Below are 11740 nucleotides of genomic sequence, written 5' to 3' on the forward strand. Positions count from 1 at the left end.
AAGCGGCGGGTGGGGGTGATCCGTGGCCGCACCGCGATGATCCCACGGTCTGCCGCCTGATCCTCCCCATTTTGCACTGATCCATGGATGACTTTTGCCGCGTGGCTTGCTAAGTCCGGCGCAGCCCTCTGCAACCAGCGAAAAAAGTCTCAATCGATGCCCGATCTCCTGCTCGAACTCCGCTCCGAAGAAATCCCGGCCCGCATGCAGCGCAAGGCGGCCGGCGAGCTGAAGAAGATGGTCACCGATGCGCTTGTTGATGCGGGGCTGACCTATGAGGGCGCGCGCGAATACTGGACGCCGCGACGCCTGACGCTCGATATCAGAGGCCTGACCGCCCGTTCCGCCGATATCAAGGAAGAGAAAAAGGGCCCAAGCGTCTCCGCACCGCAAGGTGCCATTGATGGCTTTCTGCGCGGTGCCGGCCTCTCCTCCATCGACCAGGCCATCGTCAAGACCGATCCGAAGAAGGGCGACTTCTATGTCGCCTATATGGAAAAGCCCGGTCGCGCTGCCGAAGAGATCATCGCCGATGTGATGCCGGGAATCATCCGCGCCTTCCCCTGGCCGAAGTCGATGCGCTCCGGCTATGCCTCCATGCCCAAGGGCGCGAGCTTCGGTGGCATCGAGGGCAAGGGTTCGGAAAGCCTGCGCTGGGTGCGGCCGCTGCAGTCGATCGTCTGCACCTTCGGCCCCGAGCACGACGAAGTCCAGGTCATCCCCTTCGAGATCGACGGGATCACCGCATCCAACGTCACCTATGGCCACCGCTTCCACGCACCGGACGCCATCACCGTCCGTCGCTTCGACGATTATGTGACGAACCTGGAGCGTGCCAAGGTCATCCTCGATGCCGAACGCCGCAAGGACATGATCCTGCACGACGCCCGCGACATCGCCTTCGCCAATGGCCTGGAACTGGTCGAGGACGAGGGCCTGCTGGAAGAAGTCTCCGGCCTCGTCGAATGGCCGCAGGTCTTGCTTGGCACGTTTGAAGAGGATTACCTCTCGATCCCGGCCGAGATCATCCGCCTGACAATCAAGACCAACCAGAAGTGTTTTGTCGTGCGCCCGCAAGGCGAGACCGACAAGCTCTCCAACCATTTCATCCTGATTTCCAACATCCAGGCCACCGACGGTGGCAAGGAAATCATGCATGGCAATGGCAAGGTCGTGCGCGCCCGCCTGTCGGATGCACTGCACTTCTGGAAGCGCGATCAGGGCGACCTGCCGGACCTCGATACGCTGAAAGCCTCGGCTGCCAAGTTCGACCTCGACCTCAAGAAGCCGCTCGACCAGCGCATGGCGAAGCTCGACGCGCTGAACGTGACCTTCCACGCCAAGCTTGGCACGCAAGGGGAGCGCGTTGCGCGCATCCGCGAACTGGCCAAGGTGCTTGCTCCGATCGTTGGCGCCGATCTGGCCCTTGTTGACCGCGCCGTGGTGCTGGCGAAAGCCGACCTTCGCACCGAAGCCGTCGGCGAATTCCCCGAACTCCAGGGCGCCATGGGCCGCAAATATGCGCTCCTGCAGGGCGAAAATGCCTCTGTGGCTGCCGCCATCGAAGACCACTGGAAGCCGAACGGCCCCTCCGACCGCCTGCCGGAAGACAAGGTCGGCCTGACAGTCGCGCTCGCCGACAAGCTGGATACGCTCGTTGGCTTCTGGGCCATCGATGAAAAGCCCACGGGTTCGAAGGATCCCTATGCGCTGCGTCGTGCGGCTTTGGGTGTCGTGCGTATGATCCTGGAAAAGGGCATCCGTCTGCCGCTGGTGTCCGTCGCCAAGGATGCCGACCTCCTCTCCTTCTTCCACGACCGCCTGAAGGTCTACTTGCGTGACCAGGGCGCCCGCCACGACATCATCGATGCCGTGCTGACGCCCGAGGCCGACGACCTGCTGATGGTCGCCCGCCGCGCGGAAGCGCTCACCGCCTTCATCACCTCGGAAGACGGCCTGAACCTGCTCGCCGGCACCAAGCGCGCCACGCAGCTGCTGGCCGCTGAAGAGAAGAAGGGCACTGTCGTCGCCGATGGCGTCTCGGAAGCGCTGCTCAAGCTCGATGCTGAAAAGGCGCTCTTCGCCGCCATCCAATCCGCCTCGAAATCGGCCGCTGACGCTGTGGCAGCGGAAGACTTCCGCTCGGCCATGCAGGCGCTCTCGACGCTGCGCGCCCCGGTCGACACCTTCTTCGGCGATGTGCTTGTCAATGACGAGGATGCCGCAATCCGCGCCAACCGCCTGGCGCTGTTGAAGGCGATCCGCGAGGCCACAGCCACGGTCGCGGATTTCTCCAAGATCACAGGCTGACGATTTGAGACCCCGCTTCGGCGGGGTTTTTCGTTTCCCGAGACCGTTTTCCGACCTTCGTCTCTTGTGTTATCGTGGACATGAAGAGACCGGGAGCCATCCGCATGAACAAGCCCGTCCAGGTGACCATCGCTGAGCCCTTTGACAGCTTCATCGACGCTCAGCTCGAAAGCGGCCACTTCAAGTCGGCGCAAGAAGTGGTCGAAGCCGGCCTTCAGCTACTGAAAGAAGAGCAGGCTCGGATCGAGTGGCTGCGCAATGCGCTGATCGAGGGCGAAGATAGCGGGCCGTCCGTGCCATTCGATCCTGAAGACCTGATGACGTCCGTTCGCGAAAGATGGGAAAGCCGTGGCTGAGATCCGGCTCAGTCCCGCCGCACGCCAGGATTTTCTGGAGATCGGTGACTACACGCTGGATCGGTGGTCTGAGGCTCAAGCCGAACGATACCTGAGACAGATCCTGGCGATGATTACGGAAATCGGAACCTATCCGTTGTCAGGCAGTGAGGTGAAGTCGTTGCGGCCCGGGTACCGTCGCCGCCGGTCCGGCTCGCATCTGATCTTCTATGTCATTCTGGAGGACGGCACGGTGGAAGTCGTCCGTATTATCCACGAGCGAGCAGACGTCTCACGCCTGCGGGACGAATGATAGCAATGCCGTCGATGCCCCCAAAAATCCTCATCAGTGCCTGCCTCCTCGGCCGCCCCGTCCGTTACGACGGCAAGGGCAAACTCCTCCACGATCCGCTGATTGAACGTTGGAAGGCCGAGGGACGGCTCGTCGGTTACTGTCCCGAACAGGCCGGTGGCCTGCCGACACCCCGTCCACCCGCCGAGATCGAAGGCCGCATGAATGGAGAGGATGTACTGGCCGGTCGCGCTCGGGTGCTGGAAGTCACGGGCGGCGATGTGACCGAGGAGTTCATCCAGGGTGGGGAAAAGGCCGTGGCCTTCGCCCGCGAGCAGGGATGCGCCGTAGCGCTCCTCATTGATGGCAGCCCGTCCTGCGGATCCGGCTTTATCTATGATGGCTCGTTTTCCAGCACCCGCCACCCCGGCTTCGGCGTTACCGCAGCCCTCATGCGCCGGGCCGGCATCGCGGTCTTTTCCGATCGCGAACTCGATCGTCTCGCGGCCCACATCGATAGAGCCAGCTGAAACGAGAAAGGCCGCCGGATCGCTCCGACGGCCCCTGTCGTTTCGATTGCGGTCGTGGCTCAGCTCGCCATGCGATACTGCTGCTGGCCGGCGCCGGCCTGGCTGGTCTTGAAGCTGCGGATAAGGTCGAGAAGATCGCCGGTGTCGTTGGCAAGAACCTCGGCCGATGCCGTGGTCTCTTCCGCCATTGCGGCGTTCTGCTGGGTCGCCTGGTCGAGCTGGTTCATCGAAGTCGAGATTGAACGCAGGGTCGAGTCCTGTTCCTGGGCGCTGTGCGAGATCTTCGAGACGATGGCGTTGGCACCGGCGATCTGGTCGGAGATGCGCTTCAGCGCTTCACCGGCCTGACCGACGAGCTGGACGCCCTGTTCGACCTGCTGCGAGGAGCGGGCGATCTGATCCTTGATTTCCTTGGCCGCAGCCGCAGAACGCTGCGCCAGTTCGCGCACTTCCTGGGCGACGACCGCAAAGCCCTTGCCGCTTTCGCCAGCGCGGGCCGCCTCGACGCCGGCATTCAGCGCCAGAAGATTGGTCTGGAAAGCGATCTCGTCGATCACGCCGATGATCTTGGTGATTTCGGCAGACGACTGTTCGATACCGCTCATCGCATTGATCGCGCGGGTGACGATCTCGTCACTCTGCTTGGCCTCGCCGCTGACGGCGCCGACTCGGCTGGCCGCTTCACGCGCACCGTCTGCCGTCTGGCGAACGGCAACGGTCAGTTCGTCCAAGGCCGCAGAGGTTTCTTCCAGATTGGCCGCCTGGCGTTCCGTGCGGGTGGCAAGCTCGCCGGATGCACGGCGGATCTCTTCCTTCGAGATGGCGATGTCATTGCCCTTGAGATTGGCGCGGGCCATGGCCTCCTCAAGGCGCGAAAGCGCCTCGTTGAAGTTGTCGCGCAGGCCTGCATACTTCACGCCAAGATCGGCGCAGCGCACGGTGAGATCGCCATTGGCAAGTTTCTCCAGCGATTGACCAATGGTCGACACGACATGCGCCTGCTGGCGGGCCTCGGAAACCTGCATCTCTGCGTTCTGGCTACGTTCGGCATCCAGTTCGCGCTGCTGTTCCTGCTGGCGTGCCGCCATGGCATGACGGTCGCGGATCTTCTGCTGCAGGCTTTCGGTCGCCCGCGCCATCATGCCCACTTCATTGGCCATGTCGGTATGCGGCACCTTGGCCGATACGTCTTCATTGGCGACGGCGCCCAGTGCGTCATGGATGGCCTTGAGCGGACCGGTGATGCCACGCACGACGACAAAGGCGGCGAGCAAGGCAAGAACCAGAATGCCGACCGAGACGCCGACAGTCTTCATCACGCTGGCGCGGATTTCCGCCTTCAGGTCATCAGTGTAAAGGCCAGTGACAATGACCATTTTCCAGGGTTCGAAGGCCTTGGCGTAGGATGCTTTCGGATAGGTCCGGTCTTCCGGATCCTTGCCTGGCTTCGGGCCGATGAACTCAACGAAACCGCCGCCGAGCTGACCGAGGCGTACAAGTTCGTCGCGATAGGCAAAGCCATTCGGATCGGCCTTGCCCTTGTTGCTCTTGCCGACGTCCTTCGAGGTCGGATGGAACGTCATGACGACGTCGTAGTCGTAACCGAAGAAGTAGCCATCCGGTTCGAAGCGGGTCTTGTTCAGCAGCTCGAAGGCCTTCGCCTTGGCCTCGTCGACGGTAAATTCACCAGCAACCGCGCGATCATTGAAGTCCTTGACGATCGAAAGCGCAGTTTCAACCTGGGTCCGCAGCAACTCGTAGCGCTGCGTATAAATCGCCTGGGAAGACGCGCGGATCTGGAAGAATGTTGCAACGGCGAAGGCAGCCATCAGGCCACCCACCAGCAGCATCAACTGGAGGGAAATTTTCAAGCGGTTCATGGGGCCTCGCGATTGGGCAGGAACGCAAAGTCGTCATTTTGCGGAAAAGGTCATGACGAAAGAGCCGGGGCCCTCACGCTGCATCGCGCTTGAGGCGAATGATAGCCTCTAAATATTAATGAAAATGCAGGCAATTTGGCGTTGCAAACGCTCGGGCCCGAGGCACGCATGCCGTTTGTCGATTGCGCCGATCAAAAACGAAACGCTCCGGCAAGCCGGAGCGCTTCGTCCGCATTTACGCGGAGGGCCCTATCGGCTCGGATCGTGTAGCCGGGCAGGGCAGGGAACGGAATTACTTCAGTTTAAGGTCGATTGTGGCCTGCTTGAGATCGTCTGTACCGGCCGTGCCGTCGATGACGGCCGCCGTGGTCGTGCTGCTATCGATCTCATTCGGCGTGGCGGCGCTGCTCGCGATGATCGTGCTGCCTCGGGTTTCCCAGCCGTTGGCCGAACTCATGACGACCACAGGCGAACCGCCCATCATGTTTTCGATGCGCCTCAGCGTGCGAGTTTCCCCCTCCTGGATCACTTCGGCAAACTCGCCACCCTCAGGCAGGGTCGGCACCTGATATTCGCCCTTGCGCTCGCGCTTCACCAGAGGCGGGCACTGGCTGCAGGAGACGGACAGGATGCTGGGCTGGCTGGCATCGACACCGTGAACCTTATCGATTGACGCGGCTGCGGCTGGCAGGGCCGAAGCGGTCAGTGCGAACACGGCAAGGGTCGAAAGAAAGCTGCGCATGGGGGTCGTTCCTCATTCTATGGAACGACCTTACCGCAGCACTTCTTTCGATCCGGTCAGGGAGATTGGTAAAATTTGACGTAACGTGACGATTGTGGTCGCGTGCAGGGCAATTGACCCTCTCAGATCAGCTGGGATCAGCCGTCTTCGCGTGCAATCGCCCGCCAGCCAATGTCGCGCCGGCAGAACCCGTTCTCCCACTCCACGCTGTCCACCAGCCTGTAAGCGGCGGCCTGGGCCTCCGCCACTGTCGCACCGCGTCCAGTTGCGTTCAGCACGCGCCCGCCGGTCGCGACCAATTGGCCATCCTTCAATGCGGTGCCAGCATGGAACACCTTGGCGCCGTCTTCCGCCTCCGGCAGGGTGGCGATCGGAGTCGCCTTCTCGTAAGTCCCCGGATAGCCCTTGGAGGCGAGCACCACGGTCAGCGCCGGGTCGTCGCTCCAGTCAGCCGAAACCTGGTCCAGCGTTCCGGTGGCAGACGCATGGAGGATCGGCAGCAGATCGCTCTTCAGCCGCATCATCAGGACCTGGGTTTCCGGATCGCCGAAGCGGACATTGTATTCGATCAGTTCCGGGCCTTTCTCGGTGATCATCAGTCCGGCAAAGAACACGCCCTGGAAGGGGTGGCCCATCTCGGCCATGCCGCGCATGGTCGGCTCGATAATCTCCTTCATCGTGCGCTCGACCATCTCAGGCGTCATGACCGGAGCCGGGGAATAGGCACCCATGCCGCCGGTGTTCGGACCCGTATCGCCGTCGCCAACGCGCTTGTGGTCCTGTGCGGTGGCGAGCGGAAGGAGCGACTTGCCGTCGGAGAGGCAGAAGAAGCTAGCTTCCTCACCATCAAGGAAGGCTTCGATCACGACTTCCGCGCCAGCCGCCCCAAACGCGCCCTCGAAGCAGTCGTCGATGGCAGCCAGCGCCTCATCCAGAGTCATCGCAACCGTCACGCCCTTGCCGGCGGCAAGCCCGTCGGCCTTGATGACGATCGGTGCGCCCTGTTCGCGCACATAGGCCTTTGCCTTCGGCGCATTGTTGAAACGCTGATAGGCACCGGTTGGAATGTTGAAGCGGGCGCAGACATCCTTGGTAAAGCCCTTGGAGCCCTCAAGCTGGGCGGCGGCGGCAGATGGCCCGAAGACGGCAAAGCCGGCCTCGCGCAAACGGTCGGCAATCCCGGCGACCAGCGGCGCTTCCGGCCCGACCACGACGAAGTCGATCTCCCGGTCGCGGCAGAAGGAGACCACGGCCGCATGGTCTTCGGTGTCGAGCGAAACGAGTTCCGCCTCTTCCGCGATCCCCGGATTGCCCGGCGCGGCATAGAGCTTGGTCAGCAGCGGCGACTGGGCAATCTTCCAGGCCAGCGCATGTTCGCGTCCACCCGACCCGATCAACAAAACCTTCATCACCAGCCTCCAGTGCCACAGGGGAATGCCCGGCGGTTAAGGGGGAAGGGGGCAAAGGTCAAGCTTTTCGGAGGCTACCCCGGGAATTTCAGAGGTCCGCTTGCGTCGGTCTGATGCTATACCTATAAATACATACAGTGGGAGGTGTCGTTGAACAGCCAAGAGGTGGTGCGCCGCCTGCAGGCCGAGGGATGGTCCGAAGTCGGCCAGAAGGGTAGCCACAAACATTACCGGCACCCGATGAAGCCTGGCCGGGTGACGGTGCCCCATCCAAAGCGCGACATTCCAATTGGAACGCTGCGCTCGATATGGAGGCAGGCCGGCTGGGCCTGGCCTCCCAAGTGACCCCATGAAGATGAGACATCAGACCATGCAGATTGTCGCGCTGATTCACAAAGACAATGAAAGCTACGGCATCTCCTTTCCGGATTTGCCGGGCTGTATCTCTGCGTCCAGCTCGCTTGACGCATTGCTGCTGGACGGCAAGGAGGCGCTGGATCTGCATGTCGAGATGATGGTTCAGGACGGTGAGCCGCTGCCGGAGTTTCGCAGTCTCGATACCCTCCGCGCCGATCCGGAATTCGCCGAGGACTTTGCCGGAGCCGACCTCGTGACCCTTATGCCTGTGGATATCCCTGGTCGTGCCGTGAAGGTGACCATCACCATGGAAGAACACCTGCTAATGAGGTTGAACAAGGCGGCCGAGCGTCAGGGCTACACCCGCTCCGGCTTCATTGCGGAGGCTGTAAGGCGGAAACTGGCGGGTTAACGAGACTTGCCTTGCCGCATTCCCTCGCTATGGTCCGCCTCCACCAAGCAGGTTCCGCAAAAGTGTTCCACGGTTTTTGCGATGAGAACCTGCGGCAAAACAAAGACGCCAAGCGGATGAAACGTTGGCTTGCCAACGAAAGTCTGCTCGGCACAAGACGGGTATCCCATGGCCGACGACATTAAGAGCATTGCCGCCCTCATTGCCACCGAGATCAACGCAAGGCCCGACCAGGTCATATCGGCCGTCGGCCTGCTCGATGAAGGCGCGACGGTCCCCTTCATCGCCCGCTACCGCAAGGAAGTGACAGGCGGTCTCGATGATACGCAGCTGCGCAATCTCGCCGAACGGCTGATCTATCTCAGAGAACTCGCCGCCCGCCGCAAATCGATCTTCGAAAGCATCGACGGCCAGGGCAAAATGACCGACGAGCTGGCTCGCAAGATTGCCTCGGTCACGACCAAGGCGGAGCTCGAAGACATCTATCTGCCCTACAAGCCCAAGCGCCGCACCCGCGCCGAGATCGCCCGCGAGAAGGGTCTGCAGCCGCTGGCTGATGCGATCCTCGCCGACCGCACAAGTGATCCACAGAAGCTGGCCGAAGCTTACATCACTGCCGAAGTGGCCGATGTCAAAGCAGCCCTTGAAGGCGCGCGCGACATCGTCGCCGAGCAGATCTCGGAAAATGCCGATCTCATCGGTCGCCTGCGCAACGACATGAAGGATCGCGCGATCCTCTATTCGAAGCTCGTCGACGGCAAGGCCGAGGCCGGCGCCAAGTTCTCGGACTACTTCGACCATTTCGAACGCTGGGCAACCGTGCCCGGTCACCGGGCGCTTGCCATGCTGCGCGGCTGGAACGAAGAGTTCCTGTCGCTCTCCATCGAAGTCGATCGCGACGACACGTCGCCGATCAAGACCAGCCAGCGCATGATTGCCGCCGCCTATCAGGTGGCTGGCAAAGGCCCGGCCGACCAGTGGTTGCTGGAGGTTGCCGGCTGGACCTGGCGTGTGAAGCTCTCCGTGTCGCTCTCGCTTGACCTGATGCGCGAACTGCGCGAGCGGGCCGAGGAAGAAGCGATCCATGTCTTCGCCCGTAACCTCAAGGACCTGTTGCTGGCCGCCCCCGCAGGCTCGCGTCCGACCATGGGCCTCGACCCGGGCATCCGCACCGGCGTCAAGGTTGCCGTGGTCGATGGCACCGGCAAGGTGCTTGAAACGACGACTGTCTATCCCTTCCCGCCGAAGAACGACATCCGGGGCACCCAGGCCGAGCTCGCCTCGCTGATCCGCAAGCACAATGTCGAGCTGATTTCGATTGGCAATGGCACCGGCAGCCGCGAAACGGAAAAGCTGGTGGCCGACATGCTCGCCCAGTTCCCCTCGACCGCGCCGAAGCCCACCAAGGTCATCGTCTCGGAAGCTGGCGCGTCGGTCTATTCGGCGTCTGAAACGGCGGCCAAGGAATTCCCCAATCTCGACGTCTCCTTGCGTGGCGCCGTATCCATCGCCCGCCGCCTGCAGGATCCGCTCGCCGAACTCGTCAAGATCGAGCCGAAGTCGATCGGCGTCGGCCAGTATCAGCATGACGTCGACCAGGGCCGCCTCGGCCGCTCGCTCGATGCCGTGGTCGAAGACGCGGTGAACGCCGTCGGCGTCGACGTCAACACAGCCTCGGCCCCGCTGCTCGCCCGCGTCTCCGGCCTCGGCAAGACAACGGCGGAAGCCATCGTTGCACACCGCGACGAGACCGGTCCCTTCGCAAGCCGCAGGGATCTCCTCAAGGTCCCGCGCCTCGGCGCCCGCACCTTCGAGCAATGCGCCGGGTTCCTGCGTATCCCGAACGGCAAGGAGCCGCTCGATGCGTCGTCCGTCCACCCGGAAGCTTACGGCGTGGCGAAGAAGATCGTCGCTGCCTGCGGCCGCGACCTGCGCTCCCTGATGGGCGACAGCGCCACGCTGAAGAGCCTCGACCCCAAGCGCTTCATCGATGAGCAATTCGGTCTGCCGACGGTCAAGGACATCATCGCCGAACTGGAAAAGCCCGGCCGCGACCCACGCCCGAGCTTCAAGACCGCGACCTTTGCCGAGGGTGTTGACGAGATCACTGACCTGAAGATCGGCATGACGCTCGAAGGTACGGTCACCAACGTCGCCGCCTTCGGTGCCTTCGTCGATATCGGCGTGCACCAGGATGGTCTGGTCCACGTCTCCCAGCTTGCCGATCGTTTCGTCAAGGATCCGCATGAAGTGGTGAAAGCAGGCGATGTGGTGAAGGTCCGCGTCGTCGAGGTTGACGTCAAGCGCAAGCGCATCGCGCTGACCATGCGCAAAGACGGCGGCGAGGCGCAACAGCCATCCATGCGGGGCGATGCCAAGGGCAATGCCAGCGCCATGAAGAACGCCAATGCGCGCCCGCCCAAAACCGAGCAGTCGTCGATGGGCGGTCTGGGCGCTGCCTTGGCCGAAGCCATGCGCAAGAAGTAAGCCTTCGTCGCACTGCAAAAGGCCGGGGTTCATCGCCCCGGCCTTTTCAATGTGACGGATTGTTCAACCTCAAAGCCCTGCGGCGCAATCCTTGCAGAAGGGCGTATGCGGAACTGCGGTCAACCGCTCGACAGAGATCGGCTCCCCGCATTTGACGCAGGTGCCGAATGTACCGGCTGCAATCCGGTCGAGGGCGGCATCGATCGCCCGCAATTCCTCTTCGCCAACCTGGCCGAATTCCTCCAGCACCTCGTCATTTTCCGATTCCGTTGCGCGCTCGGCGCTGTCGGCGCTTTTCAGCCGCCCGAGATCGTCGTCGATCTTGCTTAGCCGCTTTTCAATCTCCACCTTGCGCGCAATCAGCACATGCTCGAAATGGGCCGTGTCCATCGCCTGTGTTGGGTTTTCCATGGGATCACCTGTCTACCAGTACGGAGATCTTCGAATGGCGCACCACGCGGTCGGCCGTTGCGCCGATGAAGTAGTTGGAAATGTCCGGAATATGCGAGGCGATGATGATCAGGTCCGCTCCATGCTCCTGAGCACAGGCGAGGATCTCGCGGGCCGGAGAACCGCTGCGCACCTCAACGCGCCCGGCAATGCCGGTCTTTTCCTTCAGTTCGACGAGCTTGGCCTTGGCATCCTTGATCGAGTTCTCGATCAGGTCGACCGGCACGTCGATGGCCAGATAGCCTGGAATGTCCTCGACCACGGTCACCAGCACCACTTCGCCGCCAAGGTCCAGCAGCGTCGCCGCCTTCTTCAGGATCTTTTCTCCCTTGTCGAGGGCACCTGTATCGACCGGAACGATGATCTTCTTGTACATGCTGGTCTCCTTTTTATGGAATGACGGATGTTCCTCTTATGGGGGACAGAATGCGAGCTTGGTGGTCCCGCTGCATTGATCAGGATCAAGTTGCGGGCCCGGGTCTCTGTCAACGTTCGTCGAACGATATATCGAAGAAATTGCATCTTTTGTGAACGAC

General features: G+C 62.0%; 12 protein-coding genes. 7 read left to right on the forward strand and 5 right to left on the reverse strand.

Annotated elements, in window-relative coordinates; translation table 11 throughout:
* The first annotated feature begins 156 nt into the window (after positions 1 to 156).
* The 4 genes from glyS (at position 157) to IP76_RS02100 (ending at position 3467) form a co-directional block, all read left to right on the forward strand.
* On the forward strand, positions 157 to 2310 hold the full coding sequence (gene glyS, locus IP76_RS02085; protein ID WP_054156534.1) for a glycine--tRNA ligase subunit beta: 2154 nt from the start codon (positions 157 to 159) through the stop codon (positions 2308 to 2310).
* 104 nt (positions 2311 to 2414) lie between these two features.
* On the forward strand, positions 2415 to 2666 hold the full coding sequence (locus IP76_RS02090; protein WP_054156535.1) for a type II toxin-antitoxin system ParD family antitoxin: 252 nt from the start codon (positions 2415 to 2417) through the stop codon (positions 2664 to 2666).
* Positions 2659 to 2958, forward strand: a complete 300-nt coding sequence (locus tag IP76_RS02095) for a type II toxin-antitoxin system RelE/ParE family toxin (RefSeq protein WP_054156536.1) — start codon at positions 2659 to 2661, stop codon at positions 2956 to 2958. Before IP76_RS02090 ends, IP76_RS02095 begins: the two co-directional genes overlap by 8 nt.
* A 5-nt stretch (positions 2959 to 2963) precedes the next feature.
* Positions 2964 to 3467 (forward strand): DUF523 domain-containing protein, encoded by a 504-nt coding sequence (locus IP76_RS02100; RefSeq protein WP_054156537.1) that lies wholly within the window; start codon positions 2964 to 2966, stop codon positions 3465 to 3467.
* 59 nt (positions 3468 to 3526) lie between these two features.
* Here IP76_RS02100 and IP76_RS02105 read toward each other — a convergent pair whose 3' ends face one another.
* The 3 genes from IP76_RS02105 to purD form a co-directional block, all read right to left on the reverse strand.
* Positions 3527 to 5347 (reverse strand): methyl-accepting chemotaxis protein, encoded by a 1821-nt coding sequence (locus IP76_RS02105; protein ID WP_054156538.1) that lies wholly within the window; start codon positions 5345 to 5347, stop codon positions 3527 to 3529.
* A 292-nt stretch (positions 5348 to 5639) separates the two neighbouring features.
* Positions 5640 to 6089 (reverse strand): plant virulence effector HPE1-like domain-containing protein, encoded by a 450-nt coding sequence (locus tag IP76_RS02110; RefSeq protein WP_054156539.1) that lies wholly within the window; start codon positions 6087 to 6089, stop codon positions 5640 to 5642.
* A 137-nt stretch (positions 6090 to 6226) separates the two neighbouring features.
* Positions 6227 to 7498 carry a phosphoribosylamine--glycine ligase gene (gene purD, locus IP76_RS02115; RefSeq protein WP_054156540.1) on the reverse strand — a complete coding sequence of 424 codons (1272 nt, stop codon included), beginning with the start codon at positions 7496 to 7498 and terminating at the stop codon, positions 6227 to 6229.
* 150 nt (positions 7499 to 7648) lie between these two features.
* On the opposite strand from purD, the gene IP76_RS22680 reads away from it, so the two are divergent.
* The 3 genes from IP76_RS22680 to IP76_RS02125 all read left to right on the forward strand — a co-directional run bounded on the left by IP76_RS22680 (position 7649) and on the right by IP76_RS02125 (position 10754).
* On the forward strand, positions 7649 to 7843 hold the full coding sequence (locus IP76_RS22680; RefSeq protein ID WP_082352372.1) for a type II toxin-antitoxin system HicA family toxin: 195 nt from the start codon (positions 7649 to 7651) through the stop codon (positions 7841 to 7843).
* Positions 7844 to 7847: 4 nt separating this feature from the next.
* A complete protein-coding gene (locus IP76_RS02120; RefSeq protein WP_054156541.1) occupies positions 7848 to 8267 on the forward strand; it encodes a type II toxin-antitoxin system HicB family antitoxin in 420 nt (139 codons plus the stop codon).
* 168 nt (positions 8268 to 8435) lie between these two features.
* The gene (locus IP76_RS02125; RefSeq protein ID WP_054156542.1) at positions 8436 to 10754 is read left to right on the forward strand and encodes a Tex family protein; all 2319 of its coding nucleotides are present in this window, start codon (positions 8436 to 8438) and stop codon (positions 10752 to 10754) included.
* A gap of 69 nt (positions 10755 to 10823) precedes the next feature.
* Here the strand turns inward: IP76_RS02125 and IP76_RS02130 are convergent, their stop codons facing one another.
* Both IP76_RS02130 and IP76_RS02135 read right to left on the reverse strand, forming a co-directional pair.
* Positions 10824 to 11144, reverse strand: a complete 321-nt coding sequence (locus IP76_RS02130; protein ID WP_054156543.1) for a TraR/DksA C4-type zinc finger protein — start codon at positions 11142 to 11144, stop codon at positions 10824 to 10826.
* A 25-nt stretch (positions 11145 to 11169) separates the two neighbouring features.
* Entirely contained in the window at positions 11170 to 11580 is a 411-nt protein-coding gene (locus IP76_RS02135) for a universal stress protein (protein ID WP_054156544.1), read from the reverse strand.
* Positions 11581 to 11740 lie beyond the last annotated feature (160 nt).

Source organism: Rhizobium sp. AAP43 (assembly GCF_001296045.1).
Taxonomy (GTDB): domain Bacteria; phylum Pseudomonadota; class Alphaproteobacteria; order Rhizobiales; family Rhizobiaceae; genus Allorhizobium.

What these genes read in the sequence shown, in the direction of transcription:
- glyS (WP_054156534.1), top strand. Translation starts at nt 157, where the DNA reads ATGCCCGATCTCCTGCTCGAACTCCGCTCCGAAGAAATCCCGGCCCGC.
- IP76_RS02090 (WP_054156535.1), top strand. Translation starts at nt 2,415, where the DNA reads ATGAACAAGCCCGTCCAGGTGACCATCGCTGAGCCCTTTGACAGCTTC.
- IP76_RS02100 (WP_054156537.1), top strand. Translation starts at nt 2,964, where the DNA reads ATGCCGTCGATGCCCCCAAAAATCCTCATCAGTGCCTGCCTCCTCGGC.
- IP76_RS02105 (WP_054156538.1), bottom strand. Translation starts at nt 5,347, where the DNA reads ATGAACCGCTTGAAAATTTCCCTCCAGTTGATGCTGCTGGTGGGTGGC.
- IP76_RS02110 (WP_054156539.1), bottom strand. Translation starts at nt 6,089, where the DNA reads ATGCGCAGCTTTCTTTCGACCCTTGCCGTGTTCGCACTGACCGCTTCG.
- purD (WP_054156540.1), bottom strand. Translation starts at nt 7,498, where the DNA reads ATGAAGGTTTTGTTGATCGGGTCGGGTGGACGCGAACATGCGCTGGCC.
- IP76_RS02120 (WP_054156541.1), top strand. Translation starts at nt 7,848, where the DNA reads ATGAAGATGAGACATCAGACCATGCAGATTGTCGCGCTGATTCACAAA.
- IP76_RS02125 (WP_054156542.1), top strand. Translation starts at nt 8,436, where the DNA reads ATGGCCGACGACATTAAGAGCATTGCCGCCCTCATTGCCACCGAGATC.
- IP76_RS02130 (WP_054156543.1), bottom strand. Translation starts at nt 11,144, where the DNA reads ATGGACACGGCCCATTTCGAGCATGTGCTGATTGCGCGCAAGGTGGAG.
- IP76_RS02135 (WP_054156544.1), bottom strand. Translation starts at nt 11,580, where the DNA reads ATGTACAAGAAGATCATCGTTCCGGTCGATACAGGTGCCCTCGACAAG.